The sequence below is a fragment of the Mycoplasma zalophidermidis genome, assembly GCF_018913985.1.
Classification (GTDB): Bacteria; Bacillota_I; Bacilli_A; order Mycoplasmatales; family Metamycoplasmataceae; genus Mycoplasmopsis; species Mycoplasmopsis zalophidermidis.
In genome coordinates, this window is record NZ_JAHMHK010000001.1 from 46,900 (window position 1) to 67,352 (window position 20,453).

Annotated in this window: 12 protein-coding genes, 3 tRNA genes and 2 rRNA genes; 3 read left to right on the forward strand and 14 right to left on the reverse strand. The window is 30.0% G+C overall.

Annotation, left to right across the window (positions count from 1 at the left end; genetic code table 4):
* Nucleotides 1-75: 75 nt before the first annotated feature.
* The 11 genes from KQ878_RS00150 to rpsL form a co-directional block, all read right to left on the reverse strand.
* Nucleotides 76-5,139, reverse strand: a complete 5,064-nt coding sequence (locus tag KQ878_RS00150) for a hypothetical protein (RefSeq protein ID WP_216567706.1) — start codon at nucleotides 5,137-5,139, stop codon at nucleotides 76-78.
* A gap of 185 nt (nucleotides 5,140-5,324) precedes the next feature.
* Nucleotides 5,325-6,020, reverse strand: coding sequence for a pseudouridine synthase (locus KQ878_RS00155; RefSeq protein WP_308506965.1), 696 nt, complete (start codon nucleotides 6,018-6,020; stop codon nucleotides 5,325-5,327).
* Between the two features lie 32 nt (nucleotides 6,021-6,052).
* Nucleotides 6,053-6,646, reverse strand: a complete 594-nt coding sequence (locus tag KQ878_RS00160; RefSeq protein ID WP_216505703.1) for a hypothetical protein — start codon at nucleotides 6,644-6,646, stop codon at nucleotides 6,053-6,055.
* A 53-nt stretch (nucleotides 6,647-6,699) separates the two neighbouring features.
* Nucleotides 6,700-6,805, reverse strand: a 5S ribosomal RNA gene (rrf, locus tag KQ878_RS00165).
* A gap of 745 nt (nucleotides 6,806-7,550) precedes the next feature.
* Nucleotides 7,551-7,656: ribosomal RNA gene (gene rrf / locus KQ878_RS00170) — 5S ribosomal RNA — on the reverse strand.
* Nucleotides 7,657-7,767: 111 nt separating this feature from the next.
* Nucleotides 7,768-7,843: transfer RNA gene (locus tag KQ878_RS00175), tRNA-Lys, on the reverse strand.
* Between the two features lie 28 nt (nucleotides 7,844-7,871).
* Nucleotides 7,872-7,958, reverse strand: a tRNA-Leu gene (locus tag KQ878_RS00180).
* Between the two features lie 482 nt (nucleotides 7,959-8,440).
* Nucleotides 8,441-8,516 (reverse strand) — tRNA-Lys (locus KQ878_RS00185).
* A 95-nt stretch (nucleotides 8,517-8,611) separates the two neighbouring features.
* Nucleotides 8,612-10,702 carry an elongation factor G gene (gene fusA / locus KQ878_RS00190; protein WP_216505063.1) on the reverse strand — a complete coding sequence of 697 codons (2,091 nt, stop codon included), beginning with the start codon at nucleotides 10,700-10,702 and terminating at the stop codon, nucleotides 8,612-8,614.
* 9 nt (nucleotides 10,703-10,711) lie between these two features.
* On the reverse strand, nucleotides 10,712-11,182 hold the full coding sequence (rpsG, locus tag KQ878_RS00195) for a 30S ribosomal protein S7 (RefSeq protein WP_171111705.1): 471 nt from the start codon (nucleotides 11,180-11,182) through the stop codon (nucleotides 10,712-10,714).
* 25 nt (nucleotides 11,183-11,207) lie between these two features.
* Nucleotides 11,208-11,627: a 30S ribosomal protein S12 gene (gene rpsL, locus KQ878_RS00200; protein ID WP_171111703.1), complete on the reverse strand. Its 420-nt coding sequence runs from the start codon at nucleotides 11,625-11,627 to the stop codon at nucleotides 11,208-11,210.
* A gap of 281 nt (nucleotides 11,628-11,908) precedes the next feature.
* Between rpsL and KQ878_RS00205 the strand changes: the two genes are divergently transcribed.
* The 3 genes from KQ878_RS00205 (at nucleotide 11,909) to KQ878_RS00215 (ending at nucleotide 15,340) form a co-directional block, all read left to right on the forward strand.
* Nucleotides 11,909-13,123 (forward strand): trigger factor-related chaperone, encoded by a 1,215-nt coding sequence (locus KQ878_RS00205; RefSeq protein WP_216505064.1) that lies wholly within the window; start codon nucleotides 11,909-11,911, stop codon nucleotides 13,121-13,123.
* A gap of 177 nt (nucleotides 13,124-13,300) precedes the next feature.
* On the forward strand, nucleotides 13,301-14,911 hold the full coding sequence (locus KQ878_RS00210) for an ABC-F family ATP-binding cassette domain-containing protein (protein WP_216505065.1): 1,611 nt from the start codon (nucleotides 13,301-13,303) through the stop codon (nucleotides 14,909-14,911).
* A 159-nt stretch (nucleotides 14,912-15,070) separates the two neighbouring features.
* The gene (locus KQ878_RS00215) at nucleotides 15,071-15,340 is read left to right on the forward strand and encodes a hypothetical protein (RefSeq protein ID WP_216505066.1); all 270 of its coding nucleotides are present in this window, start codon (nucleotides 15,071-15,073) and stop codon (nucleotides 15,338-15,340) included.
* Between the two features lie 67 nt (nucleotides 15,341-15,407).
* Here KQ878_RS00215 and KQ878_RS00220 read toward each other — a convergent pair whose 3' ends face one another.
* The 3 genes from KQ878_RS00220 to KQ878_RS00230 form a co-directional block, all read right to left on the reverse strand.
* Complete coding sequence (locus KQ878_RS00220; RefSeq protein WP_216505067.1) at nucleotides 15,408-17,783, reverse strand: phosphoketolase family protein; 2,376 nt, start codon at nucleotides 17,781-17,783, stop codon at nucleotides 15,408-15,410.
* A gap of 222 nt (nucleotides 17,784-18,005) precedes the next feature.
* Nucleotides 18,006-18,968, reverse strand: a complete 963-nt coding sequence (locus tag KQ878_RS00225) for a lactate/malate family dehydrogenase (RefSeq protein ID WP_216505068.1) — start codon at nucleotides 18,966-18,968, stop codon at nucleotides 18,006-18,008.
* Nucleotides 18,969-19,314: 346 nt separating this feature from the next.
* On the reverse strand, nucleotides 19,315-20,361 hold the full coding sequence (locus KQ878_RS00230; protein ID WP_373422545.1) for a zinc-dependent alcohol dehydrogenase: 1,047 nt from the start codon (nucleotides 20,359-20,361) through the stop codon (nucleotides 19,315-19,317).
* Between the last annotated feature and the right edge of the window lie 92 nt (nucleotides 20,362-20,453).

Consider the following 20,453-nt stretch of genomic DNA (forward strand, 5'->3'; position numbering starts at 1 on the left):
GTACTATTTTTTATAATATTTCAAAATATTTTTTTGTTTTTTTAATATCTGAATTTTAGAAAACAAATCATAATATTACTTATTTTTTTTCTTACACTTTTTAGTAATCAAAATAGTAATGATAATTAAAACTCCTAAAACTGGTATAAATATCAAATATAAATAATTCTTATTAAAATTATTTTTTATTTTTTTGTTTAGTTTATCGTCATTATTTATACGATACTCGGAATGACTGATTTGTTTATTGGAATTTTTAATCTGTTTTGCTGGTATTTGCTTAATTTCTTTTAAATTATTATTTGTGCTATTTCTGATAGAGTTATCAATTATTTTTTTTGTTTTTATGGCGCTGTAGGCCTTTAAAGGTATTTTTGCCTCAATTTTGTTTTTATTGACATCATTCTCATGTTTGGTTTGAACTATTGAATTGGTTTTATCATTTGAATTGTTTTCGTCAATAACATCTATAATCTTATTCGCATTATTATTAACCCTTATATTCGAAATTAAATAATTTTTTTGCTCTGTTAAATTTTTATATGAAGCATCATAAAAAATATTAATACTTTTGTTTTCAATGTTTTTATTAATTGATTTAATTGAAATATTTAATTCTTTACCATTTATTATATTTATATCTCCAATATTTATATCTTTTAATAATAATTCGGATGGAACCTCAAACTTCACTCTCGATAATAAATCGCTAAACTTATTTGATATAAACATATCACCGGCTTTTGATATGTCTTGAAATGAATTAAGCGACCTTTTTTTAATTTCGTCTATCGGCGTTGAATCTAAATTAATATTACTTAAAATTAATTTATAAGTTTTCATTTCTTTGATAAATAAACTCACATTAGCAATAAATTCATCAAAAGCATAGCGATTGACAAGATTCAAATAACCATTAATTTTGTTAATCAATTCTGCTGCGTCATTGAGATTTTTATTACGTACTTTTGTTTCTATATCAATTTTATTTGAAATTGATTTTTCAATAGTTTTATTAATGGAGTCGATTGCATTATCGTATCATAATAAATTATTAATATCTACATTACTATATTTTTTTATAGCTAAATTCAACTCATTAATTATTGCTGAGTAAATCGGTTTATCCATAGATTTAATGAGTTCGTTAGCTTTGGCTATTTCATCATTTAATGCTTGTTTTTTAGTCGAAACCTCTTTTAAGTAATTAAACTTATTGATATTAATAAAATCGTTTATTAATTGTGATTTCGAAACAGTAAAATCGTTGGACTTAATAATATAATCAATAGATAATGTACCATTAACATCGTCAGGTGTAAGACTTAAATTAGTAACTATAAAACTTTCATTGTTATTCAATTTAATTAAATCATCACTTCTTATTTTACTTGGAAGTTGATTATGTTTATTTTCGGGAATTGCAAAAGAGAATTCTTGAACAAAATTATTGAATACTTTATTTTTTTCTTTGTAGGTATTAACCAATTCATCAATTATTAATATATATTGATTTATTAACTTATTTAGCTCAGAAGTTGCTTGAACAATATCTTGTAAACTGGCACTTAATTCAATTTTGTTATTCCTTACTTTTTCAATGATTTCTTTAAATGTTTGATTTAGAATGTTTCCCGGATTCTCGTGTTTTGTTAAACTTGAAAATTCATCAAGAGTAAGTAAATAATTATTAAACACTTTTTCTTTTTGTTTTTCATTTTTAAATTTTTTAGAACTTTCAATTAAATCAATAATTGAAAGTCTAAATTTTGTAATTTCATCGTTCAGTAATTCAGGATCGGTGGAATTTATTATTGAATTATTTAAAGAATCAAATTTTTCTTTAAATTCGGTTTTACTTTTTTCATAATTACTGATATATTCACTTTGACTATATATGTTTTCGTGTTGTTTGATTAATCTTTTTGCGATATTAATAGAATCTAATAAGCCTAAGTAATTGTTTTTAATCTGAGTATATGATTCTTTCGATAATGACCCTTTAAGTTCATTGATAACCTTTTTAAACTGAGTTTTTGAAAAACTTTTAAATGTTTTTTCGTCGCTTAATGGTCTATTAACATCTGCTTCTAAATCAAAATTTGTTTTTAATTCCTTGAATTCCTTGAATTTTCTTACTAAGGATAGGTTCTTTTTGAAAATTTGTTTTTCAAATTCGTACAATTTTGATGATTTTGTAATCAAATTGTTAAAATCCATGAACATTGTATCAATATTGAAAATATTGTTATATTTACTTAATTTTTTGATGTAATCATCAATTTTGTCAGATTCTATAAAATGTGTCATTTCAGAATTAATTGTTGATAGCAAGTTTTTAAGTTCTTTTTGTTCAGTTGAATCCAAATACCCAAAACCTTTAATAGTATCAAGGTTATTAAATTTGTCTTTTTGAATAGTTAACTCATTCATTTTATAATCTAGAGTTTGAAAATTCAAAAAAATGCTTTTAATTTCTTTTTCATTTAAAGTATCAGAAATTTGACGCAATAACTCTCTTGATTGGTGTAAATTCAAATTTTTTAATGATTTTATTTTTTTGGCATAATCAACCAAAATTAATGAGTTAATTTCTTTATTAATTTCCTTAGTACTTAAATCAGTATAAATTTCTAAAGAATCTAATTTTTCTTTCAAAATTTTTCTGTGGCCGGCAATAATTGATTGGGAATCGTTGAAAGTATTTAAAACTTTATTATAAATTTTTGTTGAATTAGAAATAGACAACTCGATTTCATTTAAAGCCGATATTTTTTCCTTTATGAATTGTGAATTCAATACCTTTAGATTATTATCATTTATCACATTATTAGTTTCCTCAATGAGTTTCGAATAAGATCTTTTATCGGGTGAGTTTAAGTTAAAATAATTTTTCTTCTTAAAATTATCAGAATCTCTAATTAGTTTTTTTAGCAAATTTAATTGGATTTTAAAAGATTCAGATTGATTAATAATTAAATCCGGGTTGAAAGAATCGTCAATAATTTTTTCCTTTATCTCATTCATAAAATGAGGCAGAAGAACTTCATTTTCACCTTTAAAATATTGATTATACACGGATAAAGTTTTATTTATTTTTTTTACTTGTGATATTAATGAACTTAAATAGTTATACATCTGATTGCTCAAGTTTCTAGCTAAAATCATTGTATTATTTGAATTATCATTACTTATTAATTCATTAAATATTTTATTTGGCTTCTCTATTCCATTGGTTAACTTCTCTATTCAATATGATTTTGCAAAATTATAATCCTGATAATTATTTTCAAAGTCTGATTTTATTTTTAATAAATTCAATGATTCAAAGTCATTTATGATTGCTGGTAAATATTTACTTATTCATCTATATTTTTTTAATTTATTCGAAAAATCAACCAGTTGACTAGATGTAATCACTTTATCATTTTCGGTATCAAAAATATTCTTCAATTTCGTTCTAATTTCATTCGTAAAGTTTCTTATTTTGCTTGCATTTTGTTCATTAAATATTGAACTTAAATTATCTATTTTAAGTTCAATTTGGCTATCAGAAAAATTGGCCAAATCATCAATAAGTATTTCCATTAGTTTAGATATTGAATGTCATTTAGAATTAATATCATCAAATTCTAATCTCGCATTAGTTTGTGTTCTTTTTAAACTTTGAATTTTTTTTATGAATTTTTCATCAATATAATTGTAGATTTGAGGATATTCTTGTTCATAATATCTCTGAATAGATTTAATTTCGGCAACTAAATCTAGTTTTTCATGTAATAAATCATCTCTTAAAATTTTAATTGATAACTCATTTTCGTTATATTTTTTCGGGTTATATCAACCATCATTTGGAGTTAATTTATATGTAACAATTTTTAATTTGTTGGCTAAATTAAAATGAAAGTTAGAACCTAAATCAATAATCAATTCATTTGAATTGAATTCTTTTGGAACAGTTATTTTTTTAATTGTGTGCTCATCGACTATTATCTCAAATATTGCGTTTTTATAGCAAGATGGATTATCTGATGTATCTATTATAATTTTATTATCGCCTTCAAAAACACTTTTAGCTGAAATTTTATTCATCAAAGGGCCTAATCCACCATTATTTATATAATCATCTTTATAATTAAAATTTGTACGATATACCGACTGAATTAATGCAGGACCTGGATAGTCCATATAAACAATACCAAGGGTACCTAAGTCATTATGTTTATTTAATCACTTATTGACGGCAGGATTGACTTGTTGAGAAGATGAAAATGGTCTTCATCCACTCGCCATAGACATAAAATTTACATGTAATGTTGCATCTAGATTACTACGTTTGTTTGCATTTTCCATCGCTTGGGTAATATATTTAACTTTTTCGTCTATAGAATTTATACCATTATAATTATCTTGAATAGTTTGTTCAGAGGCAATAAATTTATACATAAATCCACCTCTTGGATTAGTATTAACTTTATGATGCCAATGGTTCAATATTACGATTTTACCTCTAAATTTATCAACATTAAACCCTTCTTTTGAAAGTTCTCAAAACGATTTACCATCTGGATTGTATAAATACTTCTTAAATTCATCAAGAACATCATTATAAATTTTATTTGCGCCCTGTGCTTGTCATTGTTTATCCACATTGAAGTATTCGTCTTTTACTCTGGCTACAATAAATTCAGTTGGATGTTTATCTAAAAAACTGGCAAAGTCACGAATTGCATCTCTAAATACTTGATTTGAATTAACTGGACCATGAACCAATTTTCCATCATTTTGCATTCTTAAATCAAACGCACGAATTCCGATTTTTAATTGGTCATGGAAATTGTAATATTGAGTCAATGCATATTGTCAACCAAAAGCATATGAAATACCGTATCCATTGTACATCGATGAGTCATGCGTACCCGGAATACTTAAAGAAAAAAAGCTTTTATTATCAGGTATTTGCGACATTCAATCACTTGCTTGTACATTGTTAATATCATTAACTACGCCACTATCAGCAACGTAGGTTAGGTTACTATTTTTGTGTAAGTTTTTATCTATTGAGTCATTTATATTCATAGCAACACCGGCAATAGAAGCAATCAGTATTGGACTAATCAGTAACAGTCTTTTTTTCATAACACCTCCTGAATTCAAGCTGAAGAACAATTTTATTCTTTTTTGGAAAGAAAAAAATAACAAGGAATATCCTTGAACTAAATCATTATACAACTACTAATCATAAAATATACAATTAATTTTCCAAATAAATAGAAAAACAAATTGAAGCGGTCAATTGAAACAAAATTATCCCTAAATGTTTGTTAAATTATCTTTAAGAGTGTTTTCTGATGATTATTCAGTTCAATTAAAGAGCCCAATTTTAAATTATTTGGTAGTTCTAAATCACCAAATTTGATTCTTTTTAAATAAATAACATTGAAACCAAAATAACTCATCATTTGTTTTACCTGATGATATTTTCCTTCATAAATAGTCAGTTCGCATTGTCTGTTATTTAAAAACTTAAAATCATATTCCGTTACCTCATAACCATCAATTTTTATAGAATCAGAATGCTTACGTATTTTTTCATCAAAATCTTTATCAATTTCAAGAAAGTATGTTTTAGGAATGTGATTTTGTGGCTTTAATATCCAATTAGTTCACTTACCGTCATCGGTTATTATTAATAATCCCTCAGTATCTTTATCCAGTCTTCCAACACTGAAATATTGTGTAGGCTTTAAATCAAACAAATCAAAAATTGTTTTTGCTCTAAAATCGCTGTTGGCACACAAATACCCCGAAGGTTTATTAAACATATAATAGTGATATTTCTCGTATTTAATTTCACTATCACAAACCTTAATGATATCTTTAACGGGGTCAACTTTAACTATTTTATTTATAATTTTACCGTTTACGGTTATCATCCCTTTTTTTAATAATCTGACAATATCTTTGCGAGAATATTGTGTGGAATGACAAATAAATTTTTCTAACCTAATTTTGTTCATACTTACCTCACATGAATTTTGATGCTCTCAATTTATGAATTGTTCTCCATGGTGCTCTTATTTATAAAATTTAAAACTTTGACATAGTCTTTACGGTCAAAAGCTAAATACAATTCATTAATTGAATGATTCAAATAATTTATTAATTCTCCAGGAAGTTTATTCTCCGGAAATTTTTCGATTAATGATAAATGTTCGCTATTGCTTCAAATTACTTGATTATTTTGATTGATGTCAAATGGTATTTGAGTTTTAGCAAGAATTCCACCATTATTTAAGGAAAAGAATTTAGTGTTTTCTCCACCAACATATACCAGGAATTTTTTCTCAAAGAATTTTTTGTTAAAAATACTTGAAATTTTTAATACATTAATATTATCTGCTCAATCAGATTCAAGAGATTCAGTTTGAATAAATTTATCATAAATATAGTAATTATTAAAAACTTGGGTAGCACTTAAATCATTTTCAATGAGAATTAATTGATTATTATTTGAAGATAATTTTAAAAAGTCAATATAAGTATAGGTTTTTATCTCGTTGCGAATTGTTTCTGACTTTTGACATGAAACTGTCGACATAACTGACGGTGCAACAATACTAGTAGCTAATAAAATTTTCTTCACATTACCTCCAAAACTACTATTTAATTATACATATCTCAAAAAAAGCATAAAAAAAATAGCAGCTCCCTATTTTCCCATCTCTGGTATCGTCGGCACTACAAGGCTTAACTACTGAGTTCGGAATGGTATCAGGTGATCCCTTGCGCTACAACCACTGATAATATTCTATAATAAAATTATAAAATGCCAAATAAATTTTGCTTTTTTTGTGCAATTAATATACATCTAAATATTAATTTTCCACTAAATTAAATCAGGATGAAAAAACACAATTTTTAGACTGTATTGAGATGCCAGATGTTAAAGAAATATCGGCAGACGCCTTCTAGAAAACCATATTTCTTGCGAAATTAACTAAAGCCAACTCAGGAATTACACCATTATGAATGATATGATGATTTCTGATGAATAAGCTAAAGGTATAATTACTTTACTTGAGGAAATAAAAATTATTCCAGATTTACATTTTGATTTAACGATAACTTGACACATATTGTTATACATATATTTCACGCTTTCCATAATTGTTTGAACTTAGCTAGCGTCGTGAGCCAAAAGCAACTAAGATTGGTGATCCGCCCATTTAAAAATATTGGGTCCCTTATTGAATATTGAATTACCATAAGAAATCGAGATAGGTAAAAAAGTTTTTGGTAAATAAAAACATTAGCAAAAATAACTGCTCATTATAGTTTAGGGAATTTATTAATTAATCCCAAACTTGAAAAAAAGATTAATTTCGAATCACGACTATTCGTTTTTCATTGGTTAGACTGCCCTCGTGGCGCTATTTGTGTATAAAAAAGGTAGCAAAATTTAGGTTGAATCTTTTTTTAAATCAACATTAATTTGACTAAGGTACATACTATTTTTTAAACTCTTGAATTTTCAAAAAAGCATAAAAAAATAGCAGCTCCCTATTTTCCCATCTCTGGTATCGTCGGCACTACAAGGCTTAACTACTGAGTTCGGAATGGTATCAGGTGATCCCTTGCGCTATAACCACTGATATTATTTTATAATAAAATTTTAAAATACCAAATAAATTTATCATTTTTTACATATAAATCTATCGGTAAAAAAAATAAGCCAACGGCTTATTAATGGTCAATTTCTTGACATGGTACGCCCTAGGGGATTCGAACCTCTGACCCAATGGTTAAAAGCCATTTGCTCTACCTGCTGAGCTAAGGGCGCATCTTCTTATGGAGACCTTTCGGTCATCTGGTACCCAGAACTGGACTTGAACCAGCACGGTGTTACCACCGAGGGATTTTAAGTCCCTTGCGTCTACCTATTCCGCCACCTGGGCAATTTCATTTGAAAATTGCTATTTAATTATAAGACATTTTATAAATGAACAAAATATTTTTTAATTTTTTTTATTTGTTAATATCAACAGAAATTAACTAAATTATTTTAACATATTTTATGATCAAAATAAAATAAATTAAGGTTTTAAGATCAAATATTTTATGATAAAAAAATATTTATTTTCTTTGAATTATTTTTTTTCATGCTAGAATGTATATCGTAACTTACGTTACAATAAAAGTGTTAAACCTTTTCATATCTTAATTTATTTTTTATACATCCTAACAACCGAAATCATAATATGGTTGTTTTTTTATATCTTTTTGACTGATACAACTATAAATAACACGTATAGGAAATTTTAGGTTATTCTAGATTTTGAATATTATGGTGATGTATATTTGTAAAAAAATGACTAATAATATAAAAAAATAAAAATAAGCCACCGGTTGGCTTATTTTTGCGATCAATTTCTTGATTTGGTACGCCCTAGAGGGTTCGAACCTCTGACCCAATGGTTAAGAGCCATTTGCTCTACCGGCTGAGCTAAGAGCGCATGTAATATTGCATATTAATTTTAGTACTTTTTTTGTAACTCGTAAACTTTTTTAATAAAAATATAAAAAATAAGGCCACGCCTTATTTTTTGAATTAATCTTCATCGTTGTTTTGAATATTACGTGTTTTAATAACTTGATCAGCAATATTTTTTGGACATTTTTCGTAGTGATCGAATTGCATTTGATAGTTTCCACGACCAGCAGTCATACTACGCAAGTCAGTCGCATATCCAAACATTTCTTTTAAAGGAACATGAGCTCGAATAATGTGAGCACCGTCATTACGTGTTTCATTATCAACGATTTGTCCTCTACGACGTGTTAAATCTCCCATAACATCACCGAAGTAATCTTCAGGAATAACAACAGCAACGTCCATAATTGGTTCTAATAATACTGTTCCTAATTGATCTTTAGCTTTAGTTAGAGCTTTAGAAGCAGCGATTTTGTAAGCCATTTCAGATGAGTCAACATCGTGGTATGAACCATCAAATAAAGTGGCTTTAATATCAATCATTGGGTAACCAGCTAAAATACCACTAGCCATTTTATCTTCAAGTCCCTTTTGAATTGACTTGATGTATTCTTTAGGAATTTTACCGCCGACAATTTTGTCAACAAATTCAAATCCTTGGTCTTTGTTAGGTTCGAATTTAATTCAAACGTGACCATATTGTCCTTTACCACCTGATTGTTTAATGTGTTTACCTTCAACTTCTGCATCTTTAGTAATTGTTTCACGATATGAAACTTGTGGAGCACCAACTTTAGCTTTAACACCATGTTCACGTTTTAAACGGTCAACAATAATGTCAAGGTGCAATTCACCCATTCCGGCAATAATTGTTTGTCCTGTTTCTTCGTCGGTGTAAGTTCTAAATGTCGGGTCTTCAGCAGCTAATTTTTGAAGACCAAGCGCTAATTTTTCCATAGCATCTTTTGTTTCGGGTTCAAGTGCTTGAGAAATAACTGGTTCTGGGAAAATCATTCTTTCAAGAATGATTTTTGGCGACTTTTCAGCAACTAGTGTATCACCTGTTGTTGTTGCCTTAAGACCAACTAAAGCGTTGATATCTCCGGCATAACATTCATCAATTTCTTCACGTGAGTTAGCGTGCATTTTGATGATACGTCCAATACGTTCTTTAACATCTTTGGTTGTATTGTAAACATATGAACCTTTTTTTAATACACCGGCATATGTACGGAAGAAAGTTAACGATCCAACGAATGGGTCTGTCATAACTTTAAAAGCTAGCGCCACGAAATCATGGTCATCGGTAGCAGGAACTGAAATTTCTTCTTCCCCTAGGTAACCTTTAATAGCAGGTATATCTAATGGAGACGGTAAATAGTCAACTGCTGCTTGAATCATTAATTTAACACCTTTATTTTTAAAACTTGTTCCACAAACACATGGGAAGAAAGTAGATGTTAATGTAGCTTTACGAATCATTGATTTAATTTCTTCAACTGATGGTTCAACACCTTCTAAAAGTTTCATCATAAATTCGTCATCATAAGTTGAAAGAGCATCAATAAGCATCGCTCTTCTTTCTTTAGCAACATCTAATAAATCGGCTGGAATTTCAGTGATTTCCGGATTTTCTTCTGGAGAACCATCATAGATGTATGCTTTCATTTCAACAAGATCTATAATACCTTTAAAGTTTGATTCGGCACCAATAGGTACTTGAATTGCAACTGCATTCCCGTTTAATCTTGTTTTAACCGAGTTAACTGACATGAAAAAGTCAGCACCTAATTTATCCATTTTGTTTACGTAAACAATTCTTGGAACTTTGTAGTTTGTAGCTTGTCTTCAAACTGTTTCTGTTTGAGGTTCAACACCGCTTTGCGCATCGAGAACTGTAACAGCACCATCAAGTACACGTAGTGAACGTTCAACTTCAACTGTAAAGTCAACGTGTCCTGGTGTGTCAATGATGTTAATTCTCGTGCCTTTTCAAAAGGCTGTAGTTGCGGCTGATGTAATTGTGATTCCACGTTCTTGTTCTTGGGCCATTCAGTCCATTTGTGAAGCACCATCGTGTGTTTCACCTAATTTGTGAATTTTACCTGTGTGTAGCAAAATTCTTTCGGTTGTTGTAGTTTTCCCTGCATCAATGTGGGCCATAATACCGATATTACGGTAGTTTTCTAATTTATATTCTCTTGCCATAATATCTTATTATCATCTAAAGTGAGCAAAAGCACGGTTGGCTTCGGCCATCTTGTGTGTGTCTTCACGTTTTTTGATTGCTCCACCGGTTTTGTTTGATGCATCAATGATTTCGTTAGCTAAACGTAAATCCATTGTTTTTTCGTTTCTTAGACGTGAATATTGTACTAGTCATCTTAATGATAATGTTTGTTTTCTACGTGCAGAAACTTCGGTTGGAACTTGATAGTTTGTACCACCAATTCTTCTTGTTCTGATTTCTAGTTGAGGTGTGATGTTTTCAATTGCCAATTGGAATACTTCCATTGGTTCTTTGTTAGTTTTTTCTTTAATAATGTTAAAGGCTGAGTATAGAATATCTTGCGCTACGGATTTTTTACCATCTAGCATAATTGAGTTAATTAATTTAGTAACTAGAACTGAATTAAAAATTGGGTCAGCAAGTACTTCTCTAACTGGAGCTTTGTGTTTTCTTGACATAATTTTCTCTCTTTCTTTCTAAGTATTAGTTACTTGATTTTTCTCTCTTGGTTCCGTATAGACTTCTACCTTGTTTACGGTTGTTTACTCCCGCCAAGTCTTGTGTACCTCTAACGATGTGATATCTAACACCAGGTAGGTCTTTAACTCTACCACCTCTGATTAGAACAACTGAGTGTTCTTGTAGGTTATGTCCTTCACCACCGATGTAGGCAGTAACTTCCATACCATTTGATAATTTAACACGGGCATATTTACGCATAGCCGAGTTGGGTTTTTTAGGAGTCATAGTTGCAACACGAGTACATACACCACGTTTAAAAGGTGCAGATTCTTTACGACTTGTTTTTGTAAGTGTATTGAAACTTAAGTTTAATGCAGGCGCATTTTGCTTACGTACTTTTTGCACTCTACCACTACTAACTAATTGATTTGTTGTAGGCATTTTATTTTTCCTTTCTTTATAATAAATATATTAATGTCCAATATTGCCATTTTATAATAGCGGACTTATTATACAACAACCCATCCGTGCGTATCAATAAAAATTATTTTTTTATTTTCGGTTGTGAAATAACGTTTTTGTACTAAAAATATTGGTTGTTTTAGTCTAAAAAGTGAAAAAAATTAATGAAATTAGAGAAAAAATAACAATAAAATAAACAACCAACTTAATTTATCAATTGTTATATATAATAGATATACAAAATCTTTTAAGGAGATAAAATGATTAAATACAACACAATTGAAAAGCAAATACACCTAAACAAAGAAAAATTTGCAAGTTTAAAACACAATCAACTTATGTTTGCCTTAGCTAATAAAATAAAATCAACACCCGAGGTTTTAAAAGGTAGAGCAATAGACGAAATAATGAATAAAGAAGTAACAACTTTAATTGAAGAAGTTAACAAAGACAAAACAAATGTTTTAGTTGGTAGACCTTTTGTTAACATTATTGAAGCTGAGGAAGAATTAAAAGCTGAAATAGTTTTAGTTTACTATTCAGGTGATGAAATCAATAAAATTGACTTAAATAATATTAAATTTGATTATCAACCAACACGAATTGATCAATCAATGCTTGATACAATTTTTAATGAATTTAAGAAAAAATATCCAATCTTAAAGGAAGTTAAAAATCGACCAGTTAAAGAGGGTGATATTTGTGACGTTAATCTAATTGCTAAATATGATGGCGAAGAAAAAGATAACCAAAAAAATATTAAATTACAAGCGCAGAAGAGCGAATCATTTTCAATTAACCAAGAATTAATTGGCAAAAATATTGGTCAAACATTTGCCTTTAATGATCCATCAAACTATAATTGAACGGTCACAATTAATAAAGCATTTCATGAAGAAATTATTAATGTTACCGAAGAAAACTTTGAACCAATGATTGATGAAAATATAAATAGTTTAGAAGAATTAAAAAATGAGTTTGAAAAGAATATTAGAAAAGAATATTATTCAAATGAACTATTTAGATATTTCAGTGTTTGTGCAACTGAATTAGCAAATTCAAATGATATTGAAATACATCAATTTTTACTAAATGATTCATTGGATAGAGTCGCATCTCAAGAGGCTCGTCCAGGGGGTATTTTAGATGGTTTAAAATCAATATCTGAATTAGATAAAACAAATCCTGATCATTTAAAATTAATGGATATTGCTTATAAGTCAGTGTTAAGCCAAGTTTCTTCAATAATTTTAATGCAAAAAATGAGTAATCTTTATGACCTTGAACCAACACAAGAACAAATTCAAAATGAAATAACTTTCATTAATAAAATAGATAAAACATCTCGAAATACTGAAATAAACCCTGATATGATTGCCAGTGGTTTAAAAAGACAGTTCGCTGCTTTAAAAATAATTCAAATACTTCACCCGGATGTTGCTAAGTTATTTTTAGACAATATTAAATGTAATTAAAAATGAAGCTAAGTCTTCTTTTTTTAATTTGTTTACTAAACAAACTGAAAAATGAGTATATTCGTCAATTTATAGCTATCTTATATTAAGATAAATAAATTACAATATATTGCTTTAGCATTTATATAAATTTAATATTTGATATAATAATAAAATATTAGTTTAATGGGAGGAAATATGTTAGAAGTACAAAATTTAAGTAAAATTTTTAGCGACAAAAAACTATTCGAAAATGTTAATTTGAAATTTACCGAGGGAAATACATACGGAATTATTGGAGCTAATGGTGCTGGAAAATCTACATTCTTAAAAATATTATCAGGCGAAATTGAAGCAACTAGTGGACAAATAATAATTGAAAAAGACCGTAGATTGAGTGTTCTAAGTCAAGATCATAATGCATATGATGATTTAATCGTCACAGAAGTAGTTGTAATGGGCAATACTGATTTGTACAAAATAAAAAATGAAAAAGATGCAATTTATGCTAATCCTGATGCAACTATGGAAGATTATACAAGAGCTGGTGAATTAGAAGAAAAATTCGGAGAATTGGGCGGATGAACGGCAGAAAACGATGCTCAAGAATTATTATCTGGGCTACAAATACCTAAAGATAAATGAGATGTACCGATGAACCAGTTAACTGCTAATCAAAAAATAAAAGTTCTACTGGCTAAAGCTTTGTTTGGAAATCCAGATATTTTAATCATGGATGAGCCAACTAACCACTTAGATTTGCGTTCAATAAAATGATTAGAAAACTTTTTAGCAGATTACGAAAATGTTGTTATTGTTGTAAGCCATGATAGCGATTTCTTAGACAATATCTGTACCCACATCGTTGATATTGATTTTAACGAAGCACGTATTTACACTGGGAACTATACATTCTGAAAAGAAAGTAGTCAGCTTGCTTTAGAACTTATGAAACAGCAAAACGCTAAAAAAGAAGTGCAAATTGAAAAACTTAAACAATTTATTGCTCGTTTTAGCGCCAATAAATCTAAATCACGTCAAGCTACATCACGTAAAAAATCGCTTGAAAAAATTTCACTTGACGAAATCAAACCGTCAAACCGTAAATACCCTTATATTAATTGAGAAATAAACCGTGAACCGGGAAAAGACATCCTAGAAGTCGAAGGACTTTGTTATGAGGAAAATGGCAAGAAAATGTTCCAAAATGTATCATTTACACTGTCACGTGGAGAAAAAATGGTATTAATCGGGGATGATGATATCGCTAAAACAAGATTCTTGGAATGTATATTAGGTCTAAAAAAACCTACGAGCGGTAGTGTTAAATGAGGTCAAACAATTAAAACCACTTATTACCCAAATGATAATAAGAAATACTTCAATGAAGATATGTCAATTTTAGAATGAATATCTCAATGACCTCTAGAAAACACCACCGAAGAAACGCGTGATGTTTCTGATCAAAGAATGCGTGGTTTTTTAGGCAGAATGCTTTTTTCAAATGACTCTGTATTTAAGAAAGTTTCAGTTACTTCAGGGGGTGAAAAAGCAAGACTAATGTTTTCTAGAATGATGCTTTTAGAGGCTAACTTTTTGATTTTAGACCAACCATTAGACCACTTAGATACTGAAAGTATTGACTCTTTAATTACAGGTTTGAAAAATTATCGCGGTGGCGCAATATTTACCACATATAACAGAGCCCTGGTTAACCATGCCGCTAATGTTATATTAGAAATTGCCCCAGACAAAAGTTTCATTTACCACGGAACCTTAGATGAATACGAAAAATTAATGGATTATTAAGTCGCTATTACGCTTTTTTTAATTTTTTCATATTACTACTATTTTTCTTTGTTGCAAAAGTATTTTTGAAATGAAAATCACAACTCGTGAATTATCTTTTTTATCCAATTAAATAAATCGACTAGAGAAATACGAAGACAAATAACTAAGTAGAATAACATGAGGTGTTGCGGGATTTGCAGTTTGTGTCTTACCAGTTATCTCAGAGCATCATGTAATAACACAACAACAAAGAAAAATAAATTAAAATCATTGTATAAAGATAAAGAATTAGGAGAATTAACTAGTGTTAATTTAACTAATACCGAGTTTACAAAATTCATTGATTCACTTTATAAAAAAACAAATAAGGAAATTGATGGACTATTAGACATTCAGATTTCGTTAATTCAAGACGCAATTAATAAAATCAAAACTCTTAAACAATAAGGCAAAAAAAATAACATTTCTATAGCAAATGTTATTTTTATATTATCTTCTAAAAGAGATTTTAAAATTATTTAATACCTTCTCATTTTCAGTTTTTAACTTCGTCAATGTCAGTACCGTGTTCTCTAATGTATTCGGTGTGGTAAGCTAATGTATCGTCCATTTTCTTAATGAATGAACTTGCTTTGTCACCATAAACTGCTTTAGCAGCAGAAATTGACATGTGGAATCTATCCATTTGTGATAATTGACGAATGTCAAATGAAGTTGTAATATCACCGTGTTCACGGTAGCCGTGAGCTAATAGATTTCTATTGTGACGTGTAAAGAAGATATCTCTTAATAAACTTTCGTAACCGTGGAAAGCAAATAAAACTGGTTTGTCTTTTGTAAAGACTTTGTCAAATTCTTCATCTGTTAGACCACGAGAATCTACTGATGGGTGTCTTAGTTTTAAGATTTCAACCACGTTAACGAATCTAATTTTTAATTCAGGGAATTGCTTATTTAAGATTGAAATTGCAGCTAATGCTTCAATTGTAGATTCGGTACCTGAAGCAGCAACAACTAAGTCAGGTGTTTGATCAGCTGAAACATTTGATGCTCAATCAATAACTTTGTAACCTTTTTCAACTAATTCTTTAGCTTCAGCAACTGTAAAAAATTGCTCTCTAGGTTGTTTCGAAGCAACGATAAGGTTAATAACATTTTTTTCTGCAAACGCTTTTTCAGACACCGCTAATAATGTGTTTGTGTCAGCTGGTAAGTATTCTCTAACAACATCAGCATTTTTGTCGGCTAAGTGTCCTAATAAACCTGGATCTTGATGTGTGTAACCGTTGTGGTCTTGTTGGAAGGCATTCGAAGTAGCGATTAGGTTTAATGATGGTAAATTATTTCTTCAATCTAGTGGTTTACACTTGTTAATTCATTTTAAGTGTTGTGTAATCATTGAGTCAACAACTCTTAAGAATGCTTCGTATGAAGCAAAGATTCCATGACGACCAGTTAATACATACCCTTCTAGGAAACCTTCTGCTTGGTGTTCTGAAAGTTGTGAATCGATAATTCTACCGGCAGGTCCTAAGTTTTCGTCTAATAATGGGTCGATACGATCTAATCATTGACGTTTTGAATGTTTTAGACAATCAAATAAACGGTTTGATTTAGTTTCATCAGGTCCAAAAACTCTGAAACTTGTTGGGTTTAATTTCATTAATTGTGCGTAGTAGCTACCAAGGTTAGCCATATCTTGAGAAATTACAGTACCAGGTTTGTCGAATTTAATTGCAAAATCTTCTCAATTTCCCAAAACAAGATCTTTAGGGTCAATTCCACCGTTTGTGGCTGGGTTCATTGCCATTCTCTTGTTACCTTTAGGAGCAATGTAAAATTCTTGTTTAATTTTGCCGTTTTCGTCAAAGATTTCATGTGGTCTATATGATTCTAGTCATGCTTTTAATTCGGGTAAGTGTGTTGGATCTTCAGCTTTGACAGGAATTGGAACTTGGTGAGCTCTAAAGCTACCTTCGATTTGGTTTCCGTCAAATTGTTTAGGTCCTGTTCAACCTTTTGGCGATCTAAAAATAATCATAGGTCATTCAGGTCTTGTTTGTTCATCGGCAGATTTCTTATCAGCTTCTGCTTTAATGGCCATAATTTTTTCAATAGCATAGTCTAATTTATTAGCCATTTCTTGATGATAATCATTAACTTTTTCAACTTCAACAAAGATTGGTTCTCAACCAAAACCTTTAAATAAGTTAGTTAGTTCTTCATTGGTTCTTCTTGAGAAAATAGTTGGGTTAGAAATTTTTCCACCATTCAAGTGAACAATCGGTAATACAACACCATCATTTTTTGGGTTAATAAATGTATTTGAGAACCATCCGGCCATTAATGGTCCGGTTTCAGCTTCGCCATCACCAACAACTGTAGCGGCTATTAATGAAGGGTTATCTAAAATAGCTCCAGTAGCATGAGATAATGAGTATCCTAATTCACCACCTTCGTGTAATGATCCAGGTGTTTCAGGTGCTGCGTGTGAAGCTGTACCGCCAGGGAATGAGAAAATTTTAAATAGTTGTTTCATTCCTGCTTCATCCTGAGTAATTTCAGGGAATAATTCTGTATAAGAACCATCCAAGTATGAGTTTGCTACCATAACTTGTCCGCCGTGGCCTGGTCCTTCAATATAGAACATATTTAAATCATATTTATTAATAAGTCTATTTAGGTGAGCATAAATAAAGTTTTGTCCTGGAATTGTACCTCAGTGTCCAATTGGATAAACTTTGACATCAGCAGCTTTTAATTCGGTTTTCAATAATGGGTTATTTTTTAAGTACATTTGACCAACAGAAATATAGTTTGCTGCTCTTCATCACGCATCAACTTTTTCTAAATATTCTTTTGAATCAAAATCGATATTTTTATTTTTCATGTTTTCCTCCTTGCTTATGCTTATAAATTATAGTAAATAAAGCATTAAATATTACATTTAAATTTAAGTATTATATAGAGTTGTGGAATTGATAGCATATTTTCACTATATGCTTTTTGCATAAACCTTATAAAAACGAGTTGATTCGTTTAAAACCAGTTCAAAAAATCTAAAAATTAAATTTTCATAAAAAAACACCAACAATGCGGTGTTTTAATTGAATTATTTAAATTCGTGAGTTACGCCAACTTGACTAAGCGTGTCATTGTGTACCTTAGTAAAGTTTTTTGAAGCGGTATTGAATCTTTCTCATTCTGCGTCAGTTAGCGACATTTTTTCAGGTAAGTATTCGTATCCATTTTCTCCGACAATAACCGGGATTGAGAAATAGATTCCTGGGTGTTTAAAATCATCAGGTAATTTAACACCAACTGTCATAATTTTTCTCTTATTGTTTAAGATAGCTGCTGTAATTTCATACATTGAGGTACCAATACCAAATTGAGTATTACCTTTACGTGAGAAAATTTCGAAAGCTTCTTTTTTGGAATCTACGTATAATTTTTCCTTAACTTCTTCGGTAAATTGAGGTAAATCGTTAATAAAAGTTTCACCAATTTTTGCGGTTGATCACACCGGAACAGCCGAAGCTCCGTGTTCAGCAATAATTGAAACTGTCACTGAATCAGCTTCAACATTGTAGTGACGTGAAATAAGTTTTTTAAGTCTTGCCGAGTCTAGAATAGTACCTGCAGAAATACATTTTTCTGCCGGTAATCCTGAGGCATAGTGAAATACTGCTGCCATGACATCACACGGGTTAGCCGCAACAACAACAGAACCTTTAAATCCAGTTTTCTTTAATGTGTCACCGAATGTTTTCATTAATTTTGCATTTGCTCCCGCCAATGCTAGACGGTCTGCGAATGATTTATCTGCTGGAATTGATGCACAAACTGCAACAATATCGGCATCTGCTGAATCTTTTTCTAGAGAACCAACTCTAAATGTTGACCCATTTCTTGGCATGATGGCAACCATGTCAGAAAAATCTTTTGCGTGTGCTAAAGCAATGTCTTCACTTTTATCAACAAAAACTCATTCCGCTTCTAGCCCTCTACACACAGAAATATTAACGTATGTAAAACCTACATTTCCTAATCCTACGACGATAATTTTTTTCATTTTTTTGCTCCTTTTTTACTTCGAACATATTTCATAAAAATATATTTAGTTTTAATTAGCTTTTTTAGCTATCTATATTATAAGTAAAAATAAATTAAAAAATGTCTTATATTTTGTCGTTTTGAATTTATTTATACTACTTTTTATGCATAGTTTTCGCAAATTATGAAAACAACCATACATAAAAATATTTTTACAAAAATTAGTTAGGAATTATTTTTACTTTTTTGAATTTCATATATTATTTACCTAATCAAACTGGAACGACATTTCCACATCTAATACAACTATAGCAAAATTTAAAAGAAAAACACTCAAAATGAGTGCTTTAAGAATAAATATTAGCTTATTTTCTGTAGTCAATAACTGCCCTACCAATGAATTCACCTTTTTCAAGCTTTTCAAAGATATCAGCTACATCTTCTAATTTTACAACTTTTGTAACTTCTGATTTTACTAGGCCTCTAGCAGCATAGTCTAATGCTTCTTTTAGATCTTTACGTGTACCGACGATTGAACCTGCTAGTTCACGTTCACATAGGACTGTTCAGAATACTGAGACAGGGAATTCGTCTTTTCCTAATTTATCTTTAGCTGGTAATCCAACCAATACTTGACGACCTCCGCGACGTAGCATTTCCATACCTTGAACTGCAGCAGGGGTGGCAACCGATGTATTTACGACACCGTGAACTCCACCTTCAGTAACTTCAATAACTTTAGCAACTGCATCAACTTTTTTAGAGTTGAAAGCAAATTCAGCACCTGATTTTAATGCTAATTCACATTTTTCATCAGTTAAGTCAATACCAATTGGACGGTATCCCATTGCCTTAGCATATTGAATAGCTAATTGTCCAAGTCCTCCAACACCAATCACAGCAACAAAGTCACCTGGGCGTAGTTTTGCTTGTTTAATTGCCTTATAAGTTGTAACACCAGCACACACAACTGGAGCACCAGTAATTAAATCCAAACCTTTAGGAACAATTCCTACAAAGTCTTCATGTCCGATTGCATATTCGGCATATGAACCATCTTTAGTATATGCAGACATGTTTTGATTTGGACACAATGTTTCTTTGCCATCTAGACAGAATTCACAGTGACCACACGCATCGTGAAGTCATGCTAAACAAACTCTATCACCAACTTTTAAATGCGTACAACCTGGACCTAATTTTTCTACAATCCCAATTCCTTCATGTCCCGGAATTAGTGGGTATTTAGGTTCTACTAATCAATCATAGTTTGCTGCATGCAAGTCGGTGTGACAAATACCGCTTGTTTCCATTTTGATTAAAACTTCTTTTTCTTTTGGTTCGGGAATATCCACCATTTCAACACTTCAATTACGTGGTGAACGCACCACAAAAGCTTTCATTTTAGCCATATGTTATATCCTCTTTTCTTATCTTTATGTTTTTATTTTTATACTTTTTTTGATAATCTAACTGCTTATCACTTTAATTTTATTACTTTTAA